This window comes from Rhodovulum sp. P5, assembly GCF_002079305.1.
Lineage (GTDB): Bacteria > Pseudomonadota > Alphaproteobacteria > Rhodobacterales > Rhodobacteraceae > Rhodovulum.
In genome coordinates, this window is record NZ_CP015039.1 from 1,264,174 (window position 1) to 1,287,830 (window position 23,657).

Annotated in this window: 26 protein-coding genes; 10 read left to right on the forward strand and 16 right to left on the reverse strand. The window is 63.8% G+C overall.

The window, feature by feature from the left end; all coding sequences use genetic code 11:
- The 13 genes from rplB to RGUI_RS06280 form a co-directional block, all read right to left on the reverse strand.
- On the reverse strand, positions 1 to 840 hold the full coding sequence (gene rplB, locus RGUI_RS06220) for a 50S ribosomal protein L2 (RefSeq protein WP_081532256.1): 840 nt from the start codon (positions 838 to 840) through the stop codon (positions 1 to 3).
- Positions 841 to 959: 119 nt separating this feature from the next.
- Positions 960 to 1,256: a 50S ribosomal protein L23 gene (locus RGUI_RS06225; RefSeq protein WP_081532257.1), complete on the reverse strand. Its 297-nt coding sequence runs from the start codon at positions 1,254 to 1,256 to the stop codon at positions 960 to 962.
- Entirely contained in the window at positions 1,253 to 1,873 is a 621-nt protein-coding gene (gene rplD / locus RGUI_RS06230; protein ID WP_081532258.1) for a 50S ribosomal protein L4, read from the reverse strand. The genes RGUI_RS06225 and rplD overlap by 4 nt, the downstream gene beginning before the upstream one ends.
- Entirely contained in the window at positions 1,870 to 2,598 is a 729-nt protein-coding gene (rplC, locus tag RGUI_RS06235; RefSeq protein WP_081532259.1) for a 50S ribosomal protein L3, read from the reverse strand. The genes rplD and rplC overlap by 4 nt, the downstream gene beginning before the upstream one ends.
- 13 nt (positions 2,599 to 2,611) lie before the next feature.
- Positions 2,612 to 2,920: a 30S ribosomal protein S10 gene (gene rpsJ / locus RGUI_RS06240; RefSeq protein ID WP_042456850.1), complete on the reverse strand. Its 309-nt coding sequence runs from the start codon at positions 2,918 to 2,920 to the stop codon at positions 2,612 to 2,614.
- Between the two features lie 58 nt (positions 2,921 to 2,978).
- A complete protein-coding gene (gene tuf / locus RGUI_RS06245; RefSeq protein ID WP_081532260.1) occupies positions 2,979 to 4,154 on the reverse strand; it encodes an elongation factor Tu in 1,176 nt (391 codons plus the stop codon).
- 98 nt (positions 4,155 to 4,252) lie between these two features.
- Positions 4,253 to 6,370: an elongation factor G gene (gene fusA / locus RGUI_RS06250; RefSeq protein WP_081532261.1), complete on the reverse strand. Its 2,118-nt coding sequence runs from the start codon at positions 6,368 to 6,370 to the stop codon at positions 4,253 to 4,255.
- A 26-nt stretch (positions 6,371 to 6,396) separates the two neighbouring features.
- Positions 6,397 to 6,867 (reverse strand): 30S ribosomal protein S7, encoded by a 471-nt coding sequence (rpsG, locus tag RGUI_RS06255; protein ID WP_081532262.1) that lies wholly within the window; start codon positions 6,865 to 6,867, stop codon positions 6,397 to 6,399.
- A gap of 12 nt (positions 6,868 to 6,879) precedes the next feature.
- Positions 6,880 to 7,251, reverse strand: coding sequence for a 30S ribosomal protein S12 (gene rpsL, locus RGUI_RS06260; protein ID WP_035253348.1), 372 nt, complete (start codon positions 7,249 to 7,251; stop codon positions 6,880 to 6,882).
- Positions 7,252 to 7,499: 248 nt separating this feature from the next.
- Positions 7,500 to 8,399, reverse strand: a complete 900-nt coding sequence (locus RGUI_RS06265) for a DMT family transporter (protein ID WP_081532263.1) — start codon at positions 8,397 to 8,399, stop codon at positions 7,500 to 7,502.
- A 52-nt stretch (positions 8,400 to 8,451) separates the two neighbouring features.
- Positions 8,452 to 9,438 (reverse strand): phosphotransferase enzyme family protein, encoded by a 987-nt coding sequence (locus RGUI_RS06270; protein ID WP_081532264.1) that lies wholly within the window; start codon positions 9,436 to 9,438, stop codon positions 8,452 to 8,454.
- Complete coding sequence (locus tag RGUI_RS06275) at positions 9,435 to 10,709, reverse strand: aspartate aminotransferase family protein (RefSeq protein WP_081532265.1); 1,275 nt, start codon at positions 10,707 to 10,709, stop codon at positions 9,435 to 9,437. The genes RGUI_RS06270 and RGUI_RS06275 overlap by 4 nt, the downstream gene beginning before the upstream one ends.
- A 62-nt stretch (positions 10,710 to 10,771) precedes the next feature.
- Positions 10,772 to 11,770 (reverse strand): asparaginase, encoded by a 999-nt coding sequence (locus tag RGUI_RS06280; RefSeq protein ID WP_081532266.1) that lies wholly within the window; start codon positions 11,768 to 11,770, stop codon positions 10,772 to 10,774.
- Positions 11,771 to 11,979: 209 nt separating this feature from the next.
- Between RGUI_RS06280 and RGUI_RS06285 the strand changes: the two genes are divergently transcribed.
- Positions 11,980 to 12,468: an invasion associated locus B family protein gene (locus tag RGUI_RS06285; RefSeq protein ID WP_253798883.1), complete on the forward strand. Its 489-nt coding sequence runs from the start codon at positions 11,980 to 11,982 to the stop codon at positions 12,466 to 12,468.
- Positions 12,469 to 12,565: 97 nt separating this feature from the next.
- Positions 12,566 to 13,795, forward strand: a complete 1,230-nt coding sequence (rlmN, locus tag RGUI_RS06290; RefSeq protein ID WP_081532267.1) for a 23S rRNA (adenine(2503)-C(2))-methyltransferase RlmN — start codon at positions 12,566 to 12,568, stop codon at positions 13,793 to 13,795.
- 99 nt (positions 13,796 to 13,894) lie between these two features.
- Here rlmN and groL read toward each other — a convergent pair whose 3' ends face one another.
- Positions 13,895 to 15,538, reverse strand: coding sequence for a chaperonin GroEL (gene groL, locus RGUI_RS06295; RefSeq protein ID WP_081532268.1), 1,644 nt, complete (start codon positions 15,536 to 15,538; stop codon positions 13,895 to 13,897).
- 43 nt (positions 15,539 to 15,581) lie between these two features.
- A complete protein-coding gene (groES, locus tag RGUI_RS06300; protein ID WP_081532269.1) occupies positions 15,582 to 15,869 on the reverse strand; it encodes a co-chaperone GroES in 288 nt (95 codons plus the stop codon).
- Positions 15,870 to 16,167: 298 nt separating this feature from the next.
- Between groES and RGUI_RS06305 the strand changes: the two genes are divergently transcribed.
- The 3 genes from RGUI_RS06305 to RGUI_RS06315 all read left to right on the forward strand — a co-directional run bounded on the left by RGUI_RS06305 (position 16,168) and on the right by RGUI_RS06315 (position 18,769).
- Positions 16,168 to 16,764: a LysE family translocator gene (locus tag RGUI_RS06305; RefSeq protein WP_081532270.1), complete on the forward strand. Its 597-nt coding sequence runs from the start codon at positions 16,168 to 16,170 to the stop codon at positions 16,762 to 16,764.
- Between the two features lie 125 nt (positions 16,765 to 16,889).
- A complete protein-coding gene (locus tag RGUI_RS06310; RefSeq protein ID WP_081532271.1) occupies positions 16,890 to 17,810 on the forward strand; it encodes a manganese-dependent inorganic pyrophosphatase in 921 nt (306 codons plus the stop codon).
- An 89-nt stretch (positions 17,811 to 17,899) separates the two neighbouring features.
- Positions 17,900 to 18,769, forward strand: a complete 870-nt coding sequence (locus tag RGUI_RS06315; protein ID WP_081532272.1) for a TIGR01459 family HAD-type hydrolase — start codon at positions 17,900 to 17,902, stop codon at positions 18,767 to 18,769.
- 73 nt (positions 18,770 to 18,842) lie between these two features.
- Here the strand turns inward: RGUI_RS06315 and RGUI_RS21690 are convergent, their stop codons facing one another.
- Positions 18,843 to 19,487, reverse strand: coding sequence for a hypothetical protein (locus RGUI_RS21690; RefSeq protein ID WP_172841040.1), 645 nt, complete (start codon positions 19,485 to 19,487; stop codon positions 18,843 to 18,845).
- Here RGUI_RS21690 and RGUI_RS06325 point away from each other — a divergent pair.
- The 5 genes from RGUI_RS06325 (at position 19,422) to RGUI_RS06345 (ending at position 23,608) form a co-directional block, all read left to right on the forward strand.
- Positions 19,422 to 19,865, forward strand: coding sequence for a MaoC family dehydratase (locus tag RGUI_RS06325; RefSeq protein ID WP_081535989.1), 444 nt, complete (start codon positions 19,422 to 19,424; stop codon positions 19,863 to 19,865). The two genes, RGUI_RS21690 and RGUI_RS06325, sit on opposite strands and share 66 nt — an antisense overlap.
- 31 nt (positions 19,866 to 19,896) lie before the next feature.
- Positions 19,897 to 20,856 (forward strand): bifunctional riboflavin kinase/FAD synthetase, encoded by a 960-nt coding sequence (locus tag RGUI_RS06330; RefSeq protein WP_081535990.1) that lies wholly within the window; start codon positions 19,897 to 19,899, stop codon positions 20,854 to 20,856.
- Positions 20,857 to 20,874: 18 nt separating this feature from the next.
- A complete protein-coding gene (locus RGUI_RS06335; protein WP_081532274.1) occupies positions 20,875 to 21,354 on the forward strand; it encodes a YcgN family cysteine cluster protein in 480 nt (159 codons plus the stop codon).
- Between the two features lie 5 nt (positions 21,355 to 21,359).
- Positions 21,360 to 22,412 (forward strand): low specificity L-threonine aldolase, encoded by a 1,053-nt coding sequence (locus tag RGUI_RS06340; RefSeq protein WP_081532275.1) that lies wholly within the window; start codon positions 21,360 to 21,362, stop codon positions 22,410 to 22,412.
- 170 nt (positions 22,413 to 22,582) lie between these two features.
- Entirely contained in the window at positions 22,583 to 23,608 is a 1,026-nt protein-coding gene (locus RGUI_RS06345) for a ribose-phosphate pyrophosphokinase (RefSeq protein WP_081532276.1), read from the forward strand.
- Positions 23,609 to 23,657: the final 49 nt, after the last annotated feature.

The window sequence follows — 23,657 nt, forward strand, 5'->3', positions numbered from 1 at the left end:
TTAGCGACCCTTCTTGCGCGCGTGACGGGAACGGATGATGTACTTGTCCGTGCCCTTGTTCTTGCGGGTGCGGGCGCCCTTGGTGGGCTTGCCCCAGGGCGTGACTGGGTGGCGGCCACCCGAGGTCCGGCCCTCACCGCCACCATGCGGGTGGTCGATCGGGTTCATGACGACACCGCGAACGGCGGGACGCTTGCCCATGTGACGCGTGCGGCCGGCCTTGCCGAGGTTCTGGTTGGAGTTGTCGGGGTTCGACACCGCACCAACCGTCGCCATGCATTCCTGGCGCACCATCCGCAGTTCACCCGACGACAACCGGATCTGCGCGTAGCCCCCGTCACGGCCGACGAACTGGGCATAGGTGCCCGCGGCGCGCGCGATCTGGCCGCCCTTGCCGGGCTTCATCTCGATATTGTGGACGATCGTACCGATCGGCATGCCGGTGAACGGCATCGCGTTGCCGGGCTTCACGTCAGCCTTTTCGGACGAGATCACCTTGTCACCCACGCCAAGACGCTGCGGCGCAAGGATATAGGCCTGCTCGCCGTCTTCGTACTGGATCAGCGCGATGAACGCGGTCCGGTTGGGGTCGTATTCGATGCGGACCACGACCGCGGACATGTCGAACTTGGTCCGCTTGAAATCCACGATCCGGTAGAGGCGTTTCGCCCCACCGCCACGGCGGCGTGCCGTGATCCGTCCGGTGTTGTTCCGGCCGCCCTTCTTGGTCAGACCCTCGGTGAGGGACTTGACCGGGCGACCTTTCCAAAGCTCCGAACGGTCGATCAGAACCAGCCCACGCTGGCCCGGCGTCGTCGGCTTGTACGACTTGAGTGCCATGCTTTCTGTCTTCCGTCAGCTTCGGACCAAAGGTCCGGTTTCGATCAGGGGCGTTGCCGCCCCGGTTCAAAAAATCCGGCCCCGGGGCGCACCCGGGGCCGAAGATTCTCAGGCTTCTATCAAAGACCCGTGGTCACGTCGATAGTGTTCCCCTCCTCGAGGGTCACATAGGCCTTTTTCACATTGTTCCGGCGTCCAAGGATGCCGCGGAACCGCTTTTGCTTGCCCTTGGTGATGGTGGTGTTGACCGCCTTCACCTTGACCCCAAACAGACCCTCGATCGCTTCCTTGATCTGGGGCTTGTTCGCGTCCATCGCCACTTCGAACACGACGGCATTGGCCTCGGAGGCCATGGTCGCCTTCTCGGTGATGATCGGCTTGCGGATCACATCGTAATGCTCTGCCTTCACACTCATTTCAGGCGCGCCTCCAGCGCTTCGACACCCGCCTTGGTGAGCACCAACGTGTCACGCTTGAGGATGTCATAGACATTGGCCCCCATCGACGGCAGCACATCGATCCCCTCGATGTTGCGGGCTGCGCGGGCGAAGTTCTCGTTCACCTCGGCGCCATCGATGATCAGCACCCGCTTCCAGCCAAGGCTCTTGACCGATTTCGCCAGTGCAGAGGTCTTGGCTTCCGCCAGTTCCGCGGCTTCCAGGACCACCAGCTCACCCGCCTTCGCCTTCGCACTCAGCGCGTGCTTGAGGCCCAGCTTGCGGAACTTCTTCGGCAGCTCATGGGCATGGCTACGCGGGGTCGGCCCCTTGTAGACGCCACCCTTGCGGAAGATCGGCGCGTTGCGGTCGCCGTGGCGTGCGCCACCGGTGCCCTTCTGGCGATAGATCTTCTTGGTCGAGTAGCTGGTCTCGGACCGGGTCTTGACCTTGTGGGTGCCGGCCTGCGCCTTGTTACGCTGCCAGCGGACCACGCGGTGCAGGATGTCGGCGCGCGGTTCCAGCCCGAAGATCTCGTCGCCGAGATCGACGGTGCCGGCAGTGGCGCCATCCAGCTTGATCACGTCAAGTTTCATGCTTCACCCCCTTCGGCGGGCGCTTCGTCTGCGGGTGCCTCGGCGGCTTGCGCGGCCTTGATCGCCGCGGGCAGCACGAGGTTGTCAGGCGTCGGTTTCTTCACCGCGTCCTTGATCGTGACCCAGCCGCCCTTGGCACCGGGGACAGCCCCCTTGATCATGATCAGGCCACGGTCGGCGTCGGTCTTGACGACCTGCAGGTTCTGCGTGGTCACGCGGGCGGCACCCATGTGACCGGCCATCTTCTTGCCCTTGAACACTCGGCCCGGGTCCTGACACTGACCGGTGGAGCCGTGCGAACGGTGGCTGATCGACACGCCGTGCGACGCGCGCAGGCCGCCGAAATTGTGCCGCTTCATCGCACCGGCAAAACCTTTACCGATCGAGGTGCCCGACACGTCGACGAACTGACCTTCGAAGTAATGATCGGCGGTGATTTCGGCACCGATCTCGATCAGGTTCTCCGGCGCCACGCGGAACTCGGCCAGCTTGCGCTTGGGCGCAACGCTTGCTTTCGCGAAATGCCCGCGCATCGGCGCGGTGGTCCGCTTGGCCTTGGCCGCCCCGGACCCGAGTTGAACGGCGGTATAGCCATCCTTCTCGACCGTGCGCTGCGCCACGACCTGGCAGCCATCAAGTTGCAGGACCGTGACCGGCACCTGCCGTCCATCGTCCATGAACAGCCGGGTCATGCCCAGCTTCTTTGCGATCACTCCAGAGCGCATGCTGGTGCCCTCCTCAAACCTTGATCTCGACGTCGACACCGGCAGCGAGGTCGAGCTTCATCAGCGCGTCCACGGTCTGGGGTGTCGGGTCGATGATGTCGAGAAGCCGCTTGTGCGTGCGGATTTCCCACTGGTCACGCGACTTCTTGTCGATGTGCGGACCACGCAGAACGGTGAATTTCTCGATTTTGTTCGGCAACGGAATGGGCCCGCGCACTTGCGCACCCGTCCGCTTGGCGGTGTTGACGATCTCCTGCGTGCTGGCATCCAGTACGCGGTAGTCGAAGGCCTTCAGCCGAATGCGGATATTCTGACTTTGCATTGTTCTTTGCCCTTCAGGCTGATGGGCCGGCACGTGGACCGGCCCGGGCCTTTTGCGATTACTCGATGATTTTCGACACGACGCCGGCGCCGACGGTGCGCCCGCCTTCGCGGATGGCGAAGCGCAGCTTCTCTTCCATGGCGATCGGCGCGATCAGTTCCACCGTGAACGACACGTTGTCGCCCGGCATCACCATCTCGGTGCCCTCGGCCAGCTGAACCGTGCCGGTCACGTCCGTCGTGCGGAAGTAGAACTGCGGGCGGTAGTTGGCGAAGAACGGCGTGTGGCGCCCGCCCTCTTCCTTGGTCAGGATGTAGGCTTCGGCCTCGAACTTGGTGTGCGGCGTCACCGAGCCGGGCTTGCAGAGCACCTGGCCGCGTTCCACCTGCTCGCGGTCGATACCGCGCAGCAGCGCGCCGATGTTGTCGCCGGCTTCACCGCGATCCAGGAGCTTGCGGAACATTTCCACGCCCGTGCAGGTCGTCTTCTGGGTGTCCTTGATGCCGACGATCTCGATCTCGTCGCCCACATTGATCACGCCGCGCTCCACCCGGCCGGTCACAACCGTGCCGCGGCCGGAGATCGAGAACACGTCCTCGATCGGCATCAGGAAGGGCTGGTCCACGGGACGTTCCGGCGTCGGGATGTACTCATCCACGGCGGCCATCAGTTCCTTGATCTTCTCCTCGCCGATCTCGGGGTTGTTGCCCTCCATCGCGGCCAGCGCCGAGCCCGCGACGATCGGGATATCGTCGCCGGGGAAGTCGTAGCTGTCCAGAAGCTCGCGCACTTCCATCTCGACCAGTTCCAGCAGTTCCTCGTCATCGACCTGGTCGACCTTGTTGAGGAACACCACCAGCGCGGGCACGCCCACCTGGCGGGCCAGCAGGATGTGCTCGCGCGTCTGGGGCATCGGGCCGTCGGCCGCGTTCACCACCAGAATCGCGCCGTCCATCTGCGCCGCACCGGTGATCATGTTCTTGACGTAGTCGGCGTGGCCGGGGCAATCCACGTGCGCGTAGTGACGGTTCTCGGTCTCGTATTCCACATGCGCGGTGGAAATCGTGATCCCGCGGGCCTTCTCTTCCGGCGCGCCGTCGATCTGGTCATAGGCCTTGAACTCGCCGAAATACTTCGTGATCGCCGCCGTCAGCGTCGTCTTGCCGTGGTCAACGTGGCCGATCGTGCCGATGTTCACGTGCGGTTTCGTCCGTTCAAACTTTGCCTTCGCCATGGGTAGGCCTCCTCTTGTTCCTGTCGAACGCCGGCTCCGGGCCGCGTCGTCACTTGTTCCGTCGGGGCCCCGGCACTAGGCCGGGGCGCTTGGCTGCATCAGGCGTATTTCGCCTGGATTTCGTCGCTGATGTTCTGCGGGACCGGTTCGTAATGGTCGAACTGCATCGTGAACTGCGCACGGCCCGAAGACATCGACCGCAGGTTGTTGATGTAGCCGAACATGTTGGCCAGCGGCACGAAGGCATTGATGACGTTCGCGTTGCCGCGCGTATCCTGCCCCTGCACCTGACCCCGGCGGGAGGTGAGGTCACCGATGATGCCACCGGTATATTCCTCGGGCGTCACGACCTCGACCTTCATGATCGGCTCCAGGAGCTTGGCGCCGCCTTTTTTCAGACCTTCGCGCATCGCGGCGCGGGCCGCGATCTCGAACGCCAGAACCGAGGAGTCAACGTCGTGATAGGCACCGTCGATCAGCTTGACCTTGAAGTCGATCACCGGGAAGCCCGCGAGCGGACCGCTGTCCATCACCGACTGGATGCCCTTCTCGACACCGGGGATGTATTCCTTCGGAACGGAGCCGCCAACGATGAGGCTTTCGAAGCTGTAGCCTTCGCCCGGCTCGGTCGGGGAGACGACCAGCTTGACGCGCGCGAACTGACCGGACCCACCCGACTGCTTCTTGTGGGTGTAGTCGATCTCGGCCTCGTGGCTGATGGTCTCACGATAGGCCACCTGCGGGGCACCGATATTCGCCTCGACCTTGAACTCCCGCTTCAGGCGGTCGACGAGGATGTCGAGGTGAAGTTCGCCCATGCCCTTCATGATGGTCTGACCGGATTCCAGATCGGTCTCCACCCGGAAGGAGGGGTCTTCGGCAGCAAGGCGGGCAAGGCCCTGAGACATCTTCTCCTGGTCGGCCTTGGTCTTGGGCTCGACCGCGATCTCGATCACCGGATCGGGGAAGGTCATGGTTTCCAGAACCACCTGCTTTTGCGAGTCGGACAGGGTGTCACCGGTGGTGGTGTCCTTCAGACCGGCCAGCGCGATGATGTCGCCCGCGAAGGCTTCTTCGATTTCCTCGCGGTTGTTGGAGTGCATCATCATCATCCGGCCAATTCGCTCGCGCTTGCCCTTGGTCGTGTTCATGACCGAGTCGCCCTTCTTCATCGTCCCGGAGTAGATCCGGGTGAAGGTGAGCGAACCCACGAAGGGGTCGTTCATGATCTTGAACGCCAGGCCCGAGAACGGTTCCGCATCATCGGCACGGCGGGCGATGTTACGCGTTTCGGTCTCGTCATCCGGCGAGAAGCCCATATAGGGCGGCACGTCAAGCGGACCGGGCAGGTAGTCGATCACGGCGTTCAGGAGCGGCTGCACACCCTTGTTCTTGAACGCAGACCCACACAGGACCGGCACGAAGGACATCGACAGCGTCCCCTTACGGATCAGTTTGCGCAGGGTGTCGACGTCGGGTTCGTTGCCTTCAAGATAGGCTTCCATCGCCTCGTCGTCCTGCTCCACAGCAAGTTCGACAAGCTCGGCACGCAGTTCTTCGGCCTTGTCCTTGAGGTCGGCGCGAATTTCCTGACGCGTCCAGGTCGCCCCCAGATCCTCGCCCTTCCAGGTCCACTCTTCCATGGTCACGAGATCGACGAGGCCCTCGAGCTGATCCTCGGCCCCGATGGGCATCTGGATCGGCGCAGGCGTGGCACCGGTGCGATCCGCAATCATCTCGACGCAGTTGAAGAAGTCGGCGCCGATCTTGTCCATCTTGTTGACGAACACGATGCGCGGCACCTTGTAGCGGTCGGCCTGACGCCACACGGTCTCGGTCTGCGGCTCGACACCCGCGTTGGCGTCCAGCACGGCCACGGCCCCATCAAGCACGGCCAGTGAGCGTTCCACCTCGATGGTGAAGTCCACGTGGCCGGGCGTGTCGATGATGTTGAAGCGGTGCTTGGGCGTCTGCGGCTCGGTCCCGGTCTCGGTGCGTTCCCAGAAGGTGGTCGTCGCCGCCGAGGTGATGGTGATGCCGCGTTCCTGCTCCTGCTCCATCCAGTCCATGGTCGCGGCGCCGTCATGCACCTCGCCGATCTTGTGGGACTTGCCGGTGTAGAAAAGGATACGCTCCGTGCAAGTGGTCTTGCCGGCGTCGATATGCGCCATGATACCGAAGTTGCGGTAGCGCTCGAGGGGATAATCGCGTGCCATGGGATAAGGTCCTGAGGGCCTGAGGGTTACCAGCGATAGTGGCTGAAGGCCTTGTTGGCTTCGGCCATCTTGTGGGTGTCTTCGCGCTTCTTCACGGCCGAGCCACGCGACTGGACAGCGTCGATCAACTCGCCGGCGAGGCGTTCTTCCATGGTGTTTTCGTTGCGGGCGCGGCTGGCATTGATCAGCCAGCGAATCGCCAACGCCTCACGACGCTCGGGGCGAACCTCGACAGGCACCTGGTAGGTGGCACCGCCCACACGGCGAGAGCGAACCTCGACCGAGGGCTTCACGTTGTCGAGCGCTTCGGTGAAGACCTCGACGGGCGAACGCTTCAGCTTGGTCTCGATCCGGTCGAGCGCGCTGTAGACGATGCGTTCGGCCGTCGACTTCTTGCCGTCGACCATCAGGTTGTTCATGAACTTCGTCAGCACCCGATCGCCATATTTGGCGTCGGGCAGGACTTCGCGCTTCTCGGCAGCGTGACGACGGGACATGTGTGTCTCTCCTTACTTCGGACGCTTGGCGCCGTATTTCGAACGGCGCTGCTTGCGGTCCTTGACGCCCTGGGTGTCCAGCACACCGCGCAGGATGTGATACCGGACACCGGGAAGGTCCTTGACCCGGCCGCCGCGGATCAGCACGACCGAGTGCTCCTGCAGGTTGTGGCTTTCACCGGGGATGTAGCTGATCACCTCGAAGCCATTGGTCAGGCGCACCTTGGCAACCTTCCGCATGGCCGAGTTCGGTTTCTTCGGCGTCGTGGTGTAAACGCGCGTGCAGACGCCACGCTTCTGCGGGCAGGCCTGCAGATGCATGGACTTCTGGCGTTTCACTTTCGGCTGCCGCGGCTTGCGGATCAGCTGTTGGATCGTCGGCATTCCGGTTCCCCGTGTTGCAACCCGTTCAGTTCTCGTCTCTCAGTGCGCTCCGAATCCACGAAACGCGAAAACCGCATGCGTTCCCTTGTTCGCGGGAACGACGCGGTGGGAATTCAGAGGATCGGGGCGCTGGCCCGGATCATGTCCACTTCAGTTCTGATTTCAGACACGGCAGTGAAGCCCGCCGGCCCGAAGTCCGCGCTCTATAGGTCGAGTCGTTTGGCGTGTCAACACCGGTTGGGCGAACCCTACCGCATTCGCAGCGGCACCGGTCCAGCCTGCTGCCCAAGGCGGCGTTCACGGTAAAACGTGTAGACGCCCGTGCCCACCACGATGGCCGCGCCCACCAGCGTCAGGCCCGAGGGCCATTCGCCGAAGACCAACGCCCCCAGCCCCAGTGCCCAGATCAGGGCGGTATAGCGGAACGGGGCCACGACCGCGACCTCGCCCACCCGCATCGCCATCACCGAAAAGAGGTAGCCGCCGATGATGAACCCCGTGGCCCCGGCGAGTTTCAGAACGGACGCGCCGCTCATCGCGACCCAGGTACCACCCGCGGCCCCGATCCCGGCGAATAGCGTGACCCCGATTGCCGCCACCAGCGCCACGGTCATCGACGGCACCGCCGTGGACAGCCGCCGGGTGACCAGATCCCGCAAGGTCACAAAGGCCACGGCGATCAGCGCATAGACGGAGTAGATCGTGAACCCCTCCGTCCCCGGACGGACGATCAGCAGGACCCCGGAAAACCCGATCAGGATCGCCGTCCAACGCCGCCAGCCGACCCGCTCCCCCAGAAAGAGAGCGCCGGCCAGCGTGACACTCAGCGGTATGGCCTGAATGATCGCGGTGACATTGGCCAGCTTTGCGTGGAAGAGCGCGGTAATGAAGAAATAGGCCGCGCCGATCTCGGCCAGGGTTCGCACCACTGTCAGCCCCCAGTCGCGCAGGGGAAACCGCCATCTCAGGCCACCCAGCATAAGGGCCAGTGCGAACAGAAAGATAATCGTTCCCACACCGCGCAGGAACAGCGCCTGAAAGAACGGCACCTCGCCCGACAGGGCCTTCATGCAGGCGTCGTTGAAGGTGAAGGCGGCCATGCCCCCCATCATCAGCAGCGCGCCGCGCATGTTGTCCGACAGCATCATGGCCGCCCCAAGTTTACAGGTGCCACGCCCGACACGATCGAGCTGACCCGGGTCATTCGATGTGGAACAAGGGTTGCCCCTCCAGCACGGCGTGGGCCGTGCGGACAGCGCGGTTGAGATAGATGCGCACCCGCGGGTCACCGACCGCAAGCCGCGGCATGGTCCAGCCCACAGAGGCCAGCGTGCGCAACATCACGAATACCGGCAGCATCGCATGGTCGTCCGGCGTCAGGCTGCGGACGGTCGCGTACCCCTCCACCAGGCCGGTCGCGATCTTTGAAAGCGCAGGTTCCTCAAGGTTCTGCGAAAGCGCGGTGCCAAGGTCATAAAGCCGGAAGCCGAAACCGGAATCGTCGAAGTCGATCAGATGCGCCAGATGGCCGTCGAACAGGATATTCTCGCGCAGAAGGTCGGCATGGATCAGACCTTGATCGGCGCCGCCCGCGGCATAGTCCGACAACCGCTCCCGCGCATAACGGCGCGCCTCCGACAGGAGAAGTGCCTCATCCTCGCTGGCGGCGGGATGATCCCAGAAGCGCCCCCAGAAGGGCGTCGTGCCCAGCACCCCGTCGATATCCCAATGGGGACGGCTGAACCACGGCGGAAGGGTCAACCGGTCAGAGGCCACATGCAACTGCGCTATCGCGCGGCCCACGCTTGCATAGCGGCGCATCTGACTGTCGCAATCGCCCTCGAACGGGCGCCCGCCTTCGCCCAGCGCCTCCCCCGGCATCCGGGACAGAACGGAGACAACGCGACCATCGTCCAGATGCGCAAGCAGCGCGTCATCGGTTGTCCGTTCCGGGCGCGGCACGGACAGGCCGGCACCGGCCAGGGCCTCCATCCACCAAAGCTCCGACCGGATCGCGTCTTCGGTCTGATAGCCGCGGCGATGGATCCGCAGGATGCCCTGACGCATCTGGGGCAGTGACACCGCGAAGACGGCGTTTTCCCGGTGCGAGATCAGTTGCGGGTGATCGCATCCGCCCCAATGGGTAGCGGCCTCCCGCGCCAGTGTCTGCGCCTCTTCCGTCCTCATTGCGGCACCTCCGTCTGGGCAAGAACCTTTTCCAGCGTATCGATCAACAGGTCCGCATTCTCGCTGGAAAACGGCATCGGCGGGCGGATCTTAAGCGTGTTCATCGCCCGGCCAATACTGCCCAGCAGAACGCCCCGGCGGCGCATGCCCTCGACCAATCCTGCAACGAATTCCGTCGCGGGGGCGCCATTCTCCATCCGGAACTCCGCCCCGAAAAACAGCCCCTTTCCGCGCATATCGGCCAACAGCGGATGGCGCAGCGCCCGCAGACGATCCAGCGCATAGGCACCGACACGCGCTGCGTTCTCTTGCAGCCCCTCCTCTTCCATCACCTCCAGCGTGGCCATCGCGGCCGCGGCCGAGACCGGGTTGCCCCCGAAAGTGTTGAGATAGCCAAAGGCGGTGCGGAAAGACGCCATGATATCGGGCCGCGTCACCACCGCCCCCACCGGATGCCCGTTGGCCATCGGCTTTCCAAGCGTGATGATGTCGGGTGCGAACCCCAGCACATCATGCCCCCAGAACGCCGTGCCCAGCCGCCCGAAGCCGGGCTGCACCTCGTCAGCGATCACGACCCCGCCCGCCCGGCGGATCACCCCAAGCGCCGGGTCGAGAAAGCCCTTGGGCACCGCTGGGAACCCTTCATTCGCAAAGAACGGGCACAGGATCACGCCAGCCAAGCCGTGGCCGGTGGCAACAAGCTCCTCCACCGCGCGGGCGATGTTGTCGGCAAAGGCCTGCGCCTGCGCCGCGGGGCGGCCGCCAAGGGGCGCAAGGCTGTCGGGCGCAGGGACCAGCCGCACATGATCCGGATAGCCACCTATGGGCGGGCGGCGCGTCGACAGCGCGCTGACCGAAGCGGTGTTGCCGTGATAGGTGTTGTCGGTGGCGATCAGCCCGGTCTTGCCGGTTGCGGCCTGCGCCATGCGCAGCGCCACATCGTTTGCCTCCGACCCGGTGCAGACCATGATCGCCTGGGTCAACCCGTGGTCGAGCGTCGCGGTCAGCCTCTCGATATAGTCCAGAATGCCCTGATGCAGGTACCGCGTGTGGGTGTTCAGCAGCGCAGCCTGACGCGCGATCGCCTCTACCACCTTCGGGTGGCCATGGCCCACATGCGGGACGTTGTTGTAGCAATCGAGATACCGGGTGCCGTCCGCGTCCCATAGCCAGACCCCCTGCCCGCGCACGATCTGCACAGGCTCGCGGTAAAAGGTCGGCACGTTCGGCCCCATCAGCCGGGCGCGCCGCTCCAGCAAGGTTTCGGACATATCGACCCCTCCGGCGACCGGATCAGTCTGGGATGCAAGCGCGCCTCTGGCAAGTGCGCGTGTCAGGCAAACCCTTCGGCCAGCCGGATGCGTCCGGTTCGGATGCCGCGCCAGTTGACGACCGGGGCATCCAGATATGTCGCGGCCGTGGGGTGGTCACGGTTCAGCACCCCGAGATGGGCAAGGATCCCGGTAATCGCCGTTTCGGCCGCACGGGTCGCGCCATCCTCGATCTTCAGCGCAACACCCAGGCCGCGCTCCGGCAGGATCGCGGTGAACACGCCCTCTGCCCCGGTCTTGGCGGCGACCTTGCCCTCCATCGCCTGCATCAGCGCGGTGCAGGCCCGCCCCTCCCCGGCGACAAGCATCGGATGGGCCAGCATCGCGGCGACCAGATCGCCCGCGGCCCGGCCGCGCGCATCGCCCGTGTCGGGCCGGGCCCCGGCGAAGAACGCCATCGCGCGAGCCAGACCGTAAAGCGTGGTGGCAAAGTTCGGCGCCGAACAGCCGTCGGTGACCCAAAGCGGGCTGTCTTGCTGGGTGACATCCTCGAACGCTGCGCGCGCCGCGCGTTGAACGGGATGATCGGCGTCCACGTAGTCGGGACCGCCACCCAGATGCCCCGCCAGCGTCAGAAAGCCGGTATGCTTGCCGGAGCAGTTGTTGTGCACCTGCCCCGGCGCCTCTCCGGCCTGCACCATGCGGGTGCGTTCGGCCTTGTCCCGGGTGGGCTGCGCACCGCAGCGCAGGTCATTCTCGCCCCGGCCGATGTCGGACAGCCAGCGCCGCACGAGATCCACATGCACCGGCGCCCCCTGATGCGAGGCACAGGCCAGTGCAAGCTGCGCAGGCCCCAGCCCCGCTGCCCGGGCAGCCCCGCTTTCGACCAGCGGCAGCGCCTGAATCATCTTGCAGGAGGACCGCGGCAGGATCACCGTTCCGCTGTCGCCCCATTCGGCCACGACCTGCCCGCGCGCATCGCACACCACCGCATGGCCGCGATGGCGCGATTCAACCATGTCGCCGCGCCAGACCTCCACCATCTCAACCGGGTTGTTCATGCCCTGCCCCATTCAACTGCGCGCGATTTTCCGCCGGTGGGGCGTTCAAACTTGCACGCGTCTCGGTTAGGTTGCCATTAGCGCGATATACATGTCCGTGCCAATGCAAAGGGTACGGACAAACGGGCAGGCAGGACGAAAGGCAAGGACAGGTGGACTCTGTGTTCAAGATCACATCCGTGATGCGGGGGGCTCTGCTCGGCGGGGCCATGGCGCTTGCGGCCTCGGCGGGCGCAGCGCAGGAGCAATCGACCAACAATGTTGCGGTCAAGACGGACTGGAACGTGTTCGTGGAATCCGGCGAATGCTGGGCAATTTCTCCGCCCACGAAGACCGTCAATACCAAGGGCGGACGGGTTGTTTCGGTGCGGCGTGGCGAAATCGGCCTGTTCGCCACCTTCAAGCCCAGCGACAATCGCGTTGGCGAAATCTCGTTTACCGGCGGCTATACGTTCAAACCGGACTCGGTGGTGAAGGTGGAAATCGGCGACGACCGGTTCGAGTTCTTCACGGAAGGCGAATGGTCGTGGCCGGCGTCGAAGGCGGAGGATGCAAAGGTCGTCGAGGCGATGAGACGCGGTGCCGAGGCCGTGGTCACGGGACTGTCCAACAGGGGCACTACAACCCAGGACACGTTCTCTCTGTTCGGCTTCACCGCCGCGTATGAGGAAGCCGCGAACCGCTGCAGCGCCAACTGAGCTTTCAGTGGCGTGATCCATCCCAAAGCGCGCGGCAGTTTATCTTGCCGCGCGAATCCTGTATGCGTTCCGTCTTGACCTTACGGAGACGCGACAGATGACCGCGACGCCCCCCATCGTGCCCGAGGCGATGCCGATCCCGCGCAAGCTGCCAGAGGCAGAGCGCCTGAACCTCGTGGGCCTGACCCGCGATGGTCTTCGTGCGGCGCTGATCGCTGCGGGCACGCCCGAGAAACAGGCGCGCATGCGGGAAAATCAGGTCTGGCAGTGGCTTTACCAGAAGGGCGTGCGCGACTTCGACGCGATGACCAATCTCGCCAAGGAGTATCGCGCAAAGCTGAAAGAGCATTTCACGATCGAGGTGCCCGAGGTCGTCTCTCGCAATGTCTCTGCCGACGGCACGCGCAAATACCTCGTCCGGATCGGCGGCGGGCACGAGGTCGAGGTCGTCTATATTCCCGAGGACGACCGGGGCACGCTCTGCATCTCTTCCCAGGTGGGCTGCACGCTGACCTGCACATTCTGCCATACGGGCACCCAGCGGCTTGTGCGCAACCTGACCGCCGGGGAAATCGTTGGCCAGATCATGCTGGCCCGTGACGATCTGGGCGAATGGCCGGAACCCGGGCGGCACCCGAAGGACGAAACGCGCCTGATCTCGAACCTTGTGCTGATGGGCATGGGTGAGCCGCTCTATAATTTTGAGGCCGTGCGCGATGCGATGCAGATCGCAATGGATGGCGAAGGCATATCGCTCTCCCGCCGCCGGATCACGCTGTCGACCTGTGGCGTGGTCCCCGAAATCGCGCGCACCGGGGCCGAGATCGGCTGCATGCTGGCGATCTCCTTGCACGCCACCACGGATGAGTTGCGCAACCAGATCGTGCCGATCAACCGGAAATACCCGCTGGAGCAGTTGTTCGCCGCGCTCCGCGCCTATCCGAAGCTGTCGAACTCAGAGCGGATCACGTTTGAATACGTGATGCTGAAGGGCATCAATGACAGCAATGCCGATGCCAAACGGCTGGTAAAGCTGATCGCGGGCATCCCCGCCAAAATCAACCTGATCCCGTTCAACGAATGGCCCGGATCGCCCTACGAACGCTCCAACTGGGACCGGATCGAGGCCTTTGCCGACATCCTTTACAAGGCCGGCTATGCAAGCCCGATCCGGACGCCAAGGGGCGAGGACATCATGGCCGCCTGCGGTCAGTTGAAATCGGCCACCGAACGCGCCCGCAAGAACAGGTTCCAGATCGCGGCCGAGGCCGGGTTGCCCCAGCCGGAGCGGGTGGTGCGCCGCCCGGATGCGCCGGACGTGCATTAGCACTTCCCAAGCCAGTCACGGCCAGTCAGCAATCGGCAGAAACGAAAAGGGCGCCGGAGTTTCCCCCGGCGCCCATTGTCTTTCCGCGCAAGCGGCAGCTTACATCATGCCGCCCATGCCGCCCATGTCGGGCATGCCGCCGCCGGCACCGGCGCCTTTCGGCTCGGGCTTGTCGGCCACCATGGCTTCGGTGGTGATCAAGAGGCCAGCAACCGAGGCCGCATCTTCCAGCGCGGTCCGGGTCACCTTGGCCGGGTCGATCACGCCGAAGGAGAACATGTCGCCATATTCCTCGGTCTGCGCGTTGAAGCCGAAGTGCTGGTTGTCGCTTTCGCGAACCTTGCCGGCCACGACGGCACCGTCGACACCGGCGTTTTCGGCGATCTGGCGCAGCGGGGCTTCCAGCGCGCGGCGCAGCATCGCGATGCCGGCGTTCTGGTCTTCGTTGTCGCCTTCCAGGCCGTCGAGCGCTTTCGCACCCTGAACGAGGGCAACACCGCCGCCCACGATCACGCCTTCCTGAACGGCCGCGCGGGTCGCGTTCAGTGCGTCGTCAACGCGGTCCTTGCGCTCTTTCACTTCCACTTCGGTCATGCCGCCGACGCGGATGACGGCAACGCCACCGGCCAGTTTCGCGACACGTTCCTGCAGCTTCTCGCGATCGTAGTCCGAGGTGGTTTCCTCGATGTTCTGACGGATCTGGCTGACGCGGGCCTCGATCTCGGCCTTCTCACCGGCGCCGTCGATGACGGTGGTCTCATCCTTGGTGATCGACACTTTCTTGGCCGAACCCAGCATGTCCATCGTGACGTTTTCCAGCTTCATGCCGAGGTCTTCGGAGATCACCTGGCCGCCGGTCAGGATCGCGATGTCCTGCAGCATGGCCTTGCGGCGGTCGCCGAAGCCCGGTGCCTTGACGGCGGCGATTTTCAGGCCACCGCGCAGCTTGTTGACCACGAGGGTCGCCAGCGCTTCGCCTTCGACGTCTTCAGCGATGATCAGAAGCGGCTTCTGCGACTGGATCACGGCTTCCAGCAGCGGAACCATCGGCTGCAGCGACGAGAGTTTCTTCTCGTGCAGCAGGATCAGGCAGTCTTCCAGCTCGGCGACCATCTTGTCGGGGTTGGTCACGAAGTAGGGCGACAGGTAGCCACGGTCGAACTGCATGCCTTCGACGACTTCGACTTCCGTCTCCATGCCCTTGTTTTCTTCGACGGTGATCACGCCGTCATTGCCGACCTTCTGCATCGCGTCGGCGATCTGACGGCCGATGGCGGCCTCGCCGTTGGCAGAGATCGTGCCGACCTGCGCAACCTCGTCGGAGTTCTCGACCGGACGGGCCGCGGCCTTGATCGCCTCGACGACCTTCGCGGTGGCCAGATCGATGCCGCGCTTGAGGTCCATCGGGTTCATGCCGGCGGCAACCGACTTCATGCCTTCCTTGACGATGGCCTGGGCCAGCACGGTGGCGGTGGTGGTGCCGTCGCCGGCCTCGTCATTGGTGCGGGAAGCGACTTCCTTCACCATCTGAGCGCCCATGTTCTCGAACTTGTCTTCCAGTTCGATTTCCTTGGCAACGGTCACGCCGTCCTTGGTGATGCGCGGGGCACCGAACGACTTTTCGATGACCACGTTGCGGCCTTTCGGGCCGAGGGTGACCTTTACGGCATCGGCGAGGATGTTGACGCCGGCCAGCATGCGGTTGCGGGCATCGGATTCGAACTTGACGTCCTTGGCAGCCATTTCGCTTGCTCCTTGGAATTCTGTGTTGGTGTCAGGCGACGGCTCAGGCGATGACGCCGAGGATGTCGCTTTCCTTCATGATCAGCAGCTCTTCGCCGTCGACGGTCACCTCGGTGCCCGACCACTTGCCGAAGAGGATGCGGTCGCCCTCTTTGACGGCCATCTCGATCAGCTCGCCCGAATCCTTGCGGGCGCCTTCGCCACAGGCGATCACTTCGCCTTCGGCCGGCTTCTCTTTGGCGCTGTCGGGAATGATCAGGCCGCCCTTGGTCTTCTCATCGCTCTCGACACGGCGGACCAGAACCCGGTCATGCAAAGGTTTGAATGCCATCTTTCGAACGCTCCTTCGTTCATGCTGTGGAGTGTTGTCACTCGCACTCATCGAGTGCTAACGGCGCCGAGATAGGCGGGCGCGTTCGACCTGTCAAGAACTCCGAAACGAAAAAGAATCCGCGCCACCAAAAGACCTTCCTTGTGTCGGGCGAGTGTCGTTTCAACGGCAGGCACCTGTCGATGCGAACGCTTCTCTCGTCCGGCGACCGCCGCTCTCCGCCGATTTGCGCAGGAACCGGGTCGCCTGAAACCGCCCCATCGAAGATGTCTTGCGCACCGCATAGGGAGGACCCAACGTGCTTGGCATAACGGTTGCGCTTATCGTCTTTCTTGCCCCGCTGGCCTACAGCCCCGGCCCCGGCAACTTGTTCTTCGCCGCCAGCGCGGCACGCTTCGGCCTTCGGGCGACATGGCCCGCCAATCTCGGTTATCATGCGGCAACGTGGGGCGTGACCTTGTCCATCGGGCTGGGATTTGCCGCCTTGATGAAGGTCTCTCCGCTCTTCTTCAGCGCGATAAAATGGGGCGGCGTGGCCTATGTCTGCACCCTCTCCGCCGCATTCTTTCGGGCCGGCCGGACGACCGGCGCGGCGGAGGCGACACCCGCAGGGTTTCTTGGCGGCGCGGTCCTGCTGGTCCTCAACCCCAAGGCCTACCTGATCATCGCGATGATGTTCAGCCAGTTCCTGGCCCTGCCCGAGGTCAGCCGACCGCTGAGCGTGGCGTGGATCACGACCGTCTTCACGCTGAACAATTTCATCGCGTTTCTGGTCTGGATGATCCTGGGCGACAGGATCTCCGCTCGCTTCCGTAACGACAGGGATGCACGCCGCTTGAACACGGGTTTCGGACTTGCCCTAGCCGGGGTTGCCGGCTGGCTGGCCTTGGCCTGACCCACGAATTACGCGCTTAACCACAGCGGCAGAAGTCACAAGAGCTTCACACCACGCCCCGTGACAAGCGCAGGGACGATACCTATAAGAGCGCCCGATTCCCTGTCGAGAGAATGGACACCCCCATGACTGTCAAGATTTTTGGCCACAAGGCCCCCGACACCGATTCCACCGGCTCTCCGCTGATCTGGGCGTGGTACCTGTCCGAGATCAAGGGCACCCCGGCCGAGGCGAAGCTTCTGGGTGAGCCCAACACCGAGGCGAAATTCGTTCTGGAACGCTGGGGCTTCGACCAGCCGGAGATCATCGCCGACGTTGCCCCGGGTGACGACGTGGTCGTGGTGGACACCAACAACGTCGCCGAACTGCCCGCCCATATCAATGATGCGAACGTCAAGGCGATCATCGACCATCACCTGCTGCAAGGCGGTCTGAAGACCCGCGCGCCGATCGACATCACCGTGCGCCCGCTGGCCTGCACCGCCACCATCATGCACGACCTGATGGGAGACGACGCGGCGAAAATGCCGGAAAACATCAAGGGCGCGATGCTGTCCTGCATCCTGTCCGACACGCTGGAATTCCGCTCGCCCACCACGACCGAAACCGACAAGGCCCTGGCAGAAAAACTGGCCGCCGATCTTGGCGTTTCGATCCCTGATTATGCAGGCGAGATGTTCGCCGCAAAATCCGACGTCTCCGCCTTCTCCGATGCCGAACTACTGCGCATGGATTCCAAGGAATACGAGGTCGCCGGCAAGAAGTTCCGCGTCTCGGTGCTTGAAACCACCGCGCCCGCCGTGGTGCTGGACCGCAAGGCCAGCCTGATGGACAGCATGGTCACCGTGGCCGAGGAAGACGGCGTCGATCAGGTTCTGCTTTTCGTGATCGACATCCTGAAGGAAGAAGCGACGCTTCTTGTCCCGAACGATCTGGTGAAGACCGTTGCCGAGAAGAGCTTCGCCGCGAAGCCGGAAGGCGACACCGTGGTGCTGCCAGGCATCATGAGCCGGAAGAAGCAGATCATCCCCAATCTGCAACTCTGACCGACCCCAACCTGTTGACAGGGCGCCCGCGTGGCGCCCTTTTCAGTTGAAGACCGTTCCGCCCAAGGACAGACCCAAGGACCGTGCACATGACGCAGATCATTGAATCGCTCGACGACATTTCTTCGCGCTACAAGGCGCTGTTCGTCGATCTCTGGGGCTGCCTGCACAACGGGCGAGAGGCGTTTCCCGACGCCGTCGCAGCGTTGCAGCGGTACAAGGCGACGGGCGGCACGGTCGTTTTGCTGACCAATGCGCCCCGGCATCGCGGGGCCGTGGCCGACCAGCTCGCCTCGCTCGACGTGCCCGAAGATTGCTGGGACACCATCGCAACCTCAGGCGACAGCGCGCGCGCCGCCATGTTTCGCGGTGTCGTCGGCGAAAAGGTGTTCTTCATCGGGATCGATTTCGACCTGACCTTCTTTGATCCGATCAAGATCGTCGAGGACCCGGTCGACATCACCCGCGTCCCGCTGGAAGAGGCCGAGGGGATCGTCTGCACCGGCCCCTTCGATGCCCATGCCGACCCCGCCGACTTGCGGCCGCAACTTCTCTACGCCAAGCAGAAGGGCCTGAAACTGCTCTGCGCCAACCCCGATATCGTGGTCGACCGGGGCGAAACGCGGGAATACTGCGCCGGGGCGATCGCGCAGCTTTACACCGAAATGGGCGGCGAAAGCCTCTATTTCGGCAAGCCGCATCCGCCGATCTACGACCTTGCCCGCCGGCGCCTTGCCCAGATCGCGGATGTACCCGACAGCGCGATCCTGTGCATCGGCGACGGCATCGCCACAGATATCCGCGGCGCCTTGGGCGAGGATATGGACTCCCTGTTCATTTCCGGGGGACTGGCGGCCGCCGAAACGCAGACGACCCGCCAGCCGGACCCTGATGCCCTTGCGAAGTACCTGAACCGGGAAATGGCGAGCCCGACCTTCGCCATCGGCCAGTTGCGCTGATCGGCATCGCGGAAACGCGAAAGGACCCCGGCAAGCGGGGTCCTTGAATTTCATGCTGGGTCGCGCCGCGGCGTCACATGCGCGAGAAGGCGACGATGTTGCCCTCGTCGTTGACCGAGCAGCGGAAATTGACCCCGCCGGCATTGACCGAGTAGTTGCGGTAGCCGAAGGCATCGAAATTGATCGGCGTGGCCGAGGTCATGTCGAAATCCACGCGCATCAGGCTCACGGCGCGTTCGCGGCACGCGAAGGCACCGGGATCTTCCATCGCCGCGCCCATCTCATCCACACATCCCGCAAGGGCCGCCAGCGCCGCCGCGCCTGCAATATATCCAAATTTCAATTTCATCGCTTTCTCACCTTGTTGTCCGGTGTTCCTCCCACCGGGCTGATTCCCCCAGAACAACGCAAGACATGCCCGCGCATTCTGCACGCGATCTGACGGGACAATTTTCACCCCGCACACGCTCAGCTTACCGGGCGCCCTTGGCATTTCAACTGCAAGTGATGCGCTCAACACCAGCGACACATTCTTGCGCGCAACAAAGTTGCGACATCTGAACATTCGGTAACGAAAAATTACCCAACGACATTGCACGCTGCCGCCAGCTTCGTTATGCTGCAGCGCAACATCAACACCGGGGGCCGGGGAATGCTCGACAATATGCCACGCGGAACGATCTGTATCGAGGACCTTGAAATCGGCATGTGCCGCCACCTGCGCAAGGAGATCACCGACCTCGACATCGAGTTGTTCGCCCAGGTATCGACCGACCGCAATCCGGTGCATCTGGACGATGATTACGCGATGGAAACGATCTTCGAAGGCCGCATCGCCCATGGCATGCTGACAGCCGGCCTGATCTCGGCGGTGATCGGAGAACAGCTTCCGGGCCACGGCACCATCTACCTCGGCCAGTCGCTGAAATTCCTTGCCCCCGTGCGCCCCGGTGACGTTGTCGTGGCAGAGGTCGAGGTGATGGACATCGACTATGGTAAGCGGCGCGTGAAGCTGGACACCCGCTGTCTTGTCGACGGCAAGCCAGTGCTGAAGGGCGAGGCGACGGTACTGGCGCCAACCAAGAAATTCGATTGACGCCGCCCGGCCCCCGGTGCAATCGGGGGCCATGAAGACCTTCACATCATGGACGGGCCACGCGCCGGGGGACCGCGGCGCAGTCGCCGCGATCGGCAATTTCGACGGCGTGCACCTTGGGCACCGCACCGTGATCGAGACCGCGCGCGACGAATGCGAACGGCGCGGTGCCCCCTTGGGCGTTCTGACCTTCGAACCCCATCCGCGGGAATTCTTTTCCCCCGGGGCCGCCCCCTTCCGCCTGATGAATGCCGAGGCGCGGGCGAACCGTCTGACCAAACTCTTCGTCGATCACCTGTACCAGTTGCCCTTCGACGCGCGGCTCGCAGGGCTGACGCCCGAAGCCTTCGCGCGGGACGTCATCTCCGGCGGGCTGGGGCTGGCCCATGTCGTGGTTGGCGCCGATTTCTGCTTTGGCAAGGGGCGCACCGGCAATGTCGATGACCTCAGGCAGTTCGGCGCGCAGATGGGCTTTGGCGTGACCGCCGTAGAACTCCTGGCGAATGAGGTGGGAGAGGTCTCCTCCACCGCGATCCGCGATGCGCTGACCGACGGGCGGCCACGGGATGCCGCGAAGATGCTGGGGCACTGGCACCGGATCGAGGGCGAGGTGCTGCATGGGGATGCCCGCGGTCGCGCCTTGGGCTTTCCCACCGCCAACATGTCGATCCACGGGCTGCACCGTCCGCGTTTCGGTGTCTATGCGGTCAAGGTCGATGTCCTGTCGGGCCCGCATCAGGGCACCTATGACGGGGCCGCGGCCATCGGGGTGCGCCCGATGTTCGGGGAGAATGTGCCGAACTGCGAGAGCCACCTGTTCGACTTCAAGGGCGACCTGTACGGCACGCATCTTTCCGTTGCGCTGGTCGAGTTCCTGCGCGACGAGATGAAATTCGACAGCCTGAACGAACTGGTGGACCAGATGAACCGGGATTGCGACCGCGCGCGAAAGATCCTCGCGCAGGCGCCCCCCCTTCCCTTCCGGCGCTAGACGTCTAGTCTACGCCCCATGGACCCCCGCCAAGATCCCATCGATCGCAACGGCCTGCGCCCCCGCTTCTGGGAGCGCATCCCCCTGACGAAGCTTACACCGAAAGAGTGGGAGGCACTGTGCGATGGCTGTGGGAAATGTTGCCTGAACAAGCTGGAAGATGCCGATACCGGCGAGGTGGTCTTCACCCGCGTGGCCTGCCGTCTGTTGGACGACGAAACCTGCCGCTGCGCGCATTACGATGTGCGCAAGACGATCGTGCCGGAATGCGTTGTCCTGAAACCCACGAACATTGCCGAGATCGCCTATTGGATGCCGGCAAGCTGTGCCTACCGCCTGCTGTGGGAGGGGCGGTCGCTTTTCGACTGGCACCCGCTGGTGTCGGGCCGGCCGGATAGCGTGCACGAGGCCGGCGTTTCGGTGCAGGGCTGGACCGTGCCGGAATTCGACGTGCCCGTCGAGGAGTGGGAAGACCACGTCATCGAAGAGGAGCTTTGAGGGTCATGCATTTCGCCTCGGACAACACCGCGCCCGTACCGCCGCAAATTCTGGAGGCCCTGATCGAGGTCAATCACGGCTATGCACCACCCTATGGGACCGAGGTGCAGATGACAGAGGTGCGCGAAAAGATCCGGCAGGTTTTCGAGGCGCCGGAGGCAGAGGTCTTCCTTGTCCCCACGGGAACGGCGGCCAATGCAATCGCGCTCGCCTGCCTGTGCCCGCCTTGGGCCACCGTGTTCTGCCACCGCAATTCCCATGTTGAGGAGGATGAATGCGCCGCACCGGAATTCTACACCGGCGGGGCAAAGCTGACCCTGCTGGACGGGGCGGACGCCAAGATTACCCCCGAGGGGCTTGAACGCGCCATCGCCTTTACCGCGCGCGCTGGGGTACACAACGTGCAGAAAGGTGCGGTGTCGATCACCAACGCGACGGAACTGGGCGCCGTCTACACGCCAGACGACGTGGCCCTGATCTGTGCGGTGGCAAAGAAGGCGGGCCTGCCCGTTCACATGGACGGGTCGCGCTTTGCCAATGCGCTGGTCACCGCCGGATGTACGCCCGCCGAGATGACGTGGAAGGCCGGCGTCGATGTCCTGTCCTTCGGCGGCACCAAGAACGGTCTGATGGGCGTGGAGGCCGTGGTGCTGTTCAACCCATCCAAAGCGTGGGAGTTCCAGTTGCGCCGGAAACGGGGCGGCCACCTGTTTTCCAAGCACCGGTATCTGTCGGCGCAGATGGCCGCCTATCTGGATGACGATCTGTGGCTGAAACTGGCAGAACGGGCCAACGCCGCCGCGAAGCGCCTGTCCGATGGCATCGCCGCCCTGCCCGATGCGACCCTCTTGCACCCGACCGAGGCCAACGCCGTTTTCGCGGCCTGGCCGCGCGCGGGGCACCGGGTCGCTCAGGACAAGGGGGCCTATTACTACCTCTGGCCGATGGACCAGACGCTTGAGGGCGCGGGCGACGTGCTTGTCTCGGCGCGACTTGTCTGCTCCTGGTGCACGACCGATGAGGATGTCGATCAGTTCCTGTCGGCCATCGGCGGCTAGGCTGGACGCCCCGCGCGGGAAGGTCTGCACTTGTTTTCGCCGCATCGGGGAATAGCGTCACGTTCCCCGTGCAGTTCCGTCTCCTGTGGTTTTCAAGGCCGCAGACCGGTGTTAAGCGCTGTCAACGTAACGTGACAGTTACGAATCTGCCGCCTCTGGGAAATCAGCCAATGCACAACATCCACGAACCGAAACTGATCGCGGGCAATGCCAACCGTCCGCTTGCCGCGTCCATTGCCCGGCGGATGTCCATGCATCGGGGGGTGAATGTCAGCCTCGTGGACGCGCGGGTGGAGCGGTTCAACGATCAGGAAATCTTCGTCGAGGTGTATGAAAACGTCCGGGGCGAGGACATGTTCATCATCCAGCCGACCTCAAACCCCGCCAACGACAACCTGATGGAGCTGATGATCATGGCCGACGCGCTGCGCCGGTCGTCGGCGGCCCGCATCACCGCCGTGATCCCCTATTTCGGTTATGCCCGGCAAGACCGGCGAACCAAGGCGCGAACCCCGATTTCTGCAAAGCTGGTCGCCAACCTGCTGACCGAGGCCGGCATTGAACGGGTACTGACGATGGACCTGCATGCCGCGCAGATTCAGGGCTTTTTCGATATCCCGGTGGACAACCTCTATGCCGCGCCGATCTTTGCGCTCGACATCGCGCATGCCTTCAACGGCGCGCTGGAACAAATCACCGTGGTCTCACCGGATGTCGGCGGGGTGGCCCGCGCCCGGGAACTCGCGCAACGCATCGGGTCGGGGCTTGCCATCGTTGACAAACGCCGGGTCCGCCCTGGCGAGGTCGCCGAGATGACGGTGATCGGCGATGTCGAGGGGCAGATATGCTTCATCGTCGACGATTTGTGCGATACCGCCGGCACGCTCTGCAAGGCTGCGGACAAGCTGATCGAGGCCGGCGCGCGGGAGGTCCATGCCTATATCAGTCACGGCGTGTTCTCCGGGCCGGCGGTGGAACGGATCACCGGGTCGCAACTCAAATCGGTCGTCGTCACGGACTCGATCCAACCGACCGCGCCCGTCGAAGCCTGCCCCAATATCCGCATCGTCCCGACCGCGCCGCTCTTTGCGCAGGCAATCATGAACATCTGGCAGGGCACATCGGTGTCGTCGCTCTTTGCCCACGAAACGCTCGCCCCGATCTACGAGGGGATGTACGCACCCGGCAGGGGATGAACGTGACGCCGCTTCGGCGGCGTATAACGCAGACCAAACGCGAAAAGGC

What these genes read in the sequence shown, in the direction of transcription:
- rplB (WP_081532256.1), bottom strand. Translation starts at nt 840, where the DNA reads ATGGCACTCAAGTCGTACAAGCCGACGACGCCGGGCCAGCGTGGGCTG.
- RGUI_RS06225 (WP_081532257.1), bottom strand. Translation starts at nt 1,256, where the DNA reads ATGAGTGTGAAGGCAGAGCATTACGATGTGATCCGCAAGCCGATCATC.
- rplD (WP_081532258.1), bottom strand. Translation starts at nt 1,873, where the DNA reads ATGAAACTTGACGTGATCAAGCTGGATGGCGCCACTGCCGGCACCGTC.
- rplC (WP_081532259.1), bottom strand. Translation starts at nt 2,598, where the DNA reads ATGCGCTCTGGAGTGATCGCAAAGAAGCTGGGCATGACCCGGCTGTTC.
- rpsJ (WP_042456850.1), bottom strand. Translation starts at nt 2,920, where the DNA reads ATGCAAAGTCAGAATATCCGCATTCGGCTGAAGGCCTTCGACTACCGC.
- tuf (WP_081532260.1), bottom strand. Translation starts at nt 4,154, where the DNA reads ATGGCGAAGGCAAAGTTTGAACGGACGAAACCGCACGTGAACATCGGC.
- fusA (WP_081532261.1), bottom strand. Translation starts at nt 6,370, where the DNA reads ATGGCACGCGATTATCCCCTCGAGCGCTACCGCAACTTCGGTATCATG.
- rpsG (WP_081532262.1), bottom strand. Translation starts at nt 6,867, where the DNA reads ATGTCCCGTCGTCACGCTGCCGAGAAGCGCGAAGTCCTGCCCGACGCC.
- rpsL (WP_035253348.1), bottom strand. Translation starts at nt 7,251, where the DNA reads ATGCCGACGATCCAACAGCTGATCCGCAAGCCGCGGCAGCCGAAAGTG.
- RGUI_RS06265 (WP_081532263.1), bottom strand. Translation starts at nt 8,399, where the DNA reads ATGATGCTGTCGGACAACATGCGCGGCGCGCTGCTGATGATGGGGGGC.
- RGUI_RS06270 (WP_081532264.1), bottom strand. Translation starts at nt 9,438, where the DNA reads ATGAGGACGGAAGAGGCGCAGACACTGGCGCGGGAGGCCGCTACCCAT.
- RGUI_RS06275 (WP_081532265.1), bottom strand. Translation starts at nt 10,709, where the DNA reads ATGTCCGAAACCTTGCTGGAGCGGCGCGCCCGGCTGATGGGGCCGAAC.
- RGUI_RS06280 (WP_081532266.1), bottom strand. Translation starts at nt 11,770, where the DNA reads ATGAACAACCCGGTTGAGATGGTGGAGGTCTGGCGCGGCGACATGGTT.
- RGUI_RS06285 (WP_253798883.1), top strand. Translation starts at nt 11,980, where the DNA reads ATGGCGCTTGCGGCCTCGGCGGGCGCAGCGCAGGAGCAATCGACCAAC.
- rlmN (WP_081532267.1), top strand. Translation starts at nt 12,566, where the DNA reads ATGACCGCGACGCCCCCCATCGTGCCCGAGGCGATGCCGATCCCGCGC.
- groL (WP_081532268.1), bottom strand. Translation starts at nt 15,538, where the DNA reads ATGGCTGCCAAGGACGTCAAGTTCGAATCCGATGCCCGCAACCGCATG.
- groES (WP_081532269.1), bottom strand. Translation starts at nt 15,869, where the DNA reads ATGGCATTCAAACCTTTGCATGACCGGGTTCTGGTCCGCCGTGTCGAG.
- RGUI_RS06310 (WP_081532271.1), top strand. Translation starts at nt 16,890, where the DNA reads ATGACTGTCAAGATTTTTGGCCACAAGGCCCCCGACACCGATTCCACC.
- RGUI_RS06315 (WP_081532272.1), top strand. Translation starts at nt 17,900, where the DNA reads ATGACGCAGATCATTGAATCGCTCGACGACATTTCTTCGCGCTACAAG.
- RGUI_RS06325 (WP_081535989.1), top strand. Translation starts at nt 19,422, where the DNA reads ATGCTCGACAATATGCCACGCGGAACGATCTGTATCGAGGACCTTGAA.
- RGUI_RS06330 (WP_081535990.1), top strand. Translation starts at nt 19,897, where the DNA reads ATGAAGACCTTCACATCATGGACGGGCCACGCGCCGGGGGACCGCGGC.
- RGUI_RS06335 (WP_081532274.1), top strand. Translation starts at nt 20,875, where the DNA reads ATGGACCCCCGCCAAGATCCCATCGATCGCAACGGCCTGCGCCCCCGC.
- RGUI_RS06340 (WP_081532275.1), top strand. Translation starts at nt 21,360, where the DNA reads ATGCATTTCGCCTCGGACAACACCGCGCCCGTACCGCCGCAAATTCTG.
- RGUI_RS06345 (WP_081532276.1), top strand. Translation starts at nt 22,583, where the DNA reads ATGCACAACATCCACGAACCGAAACTGATCGCGGGCAATGCCAACCGT.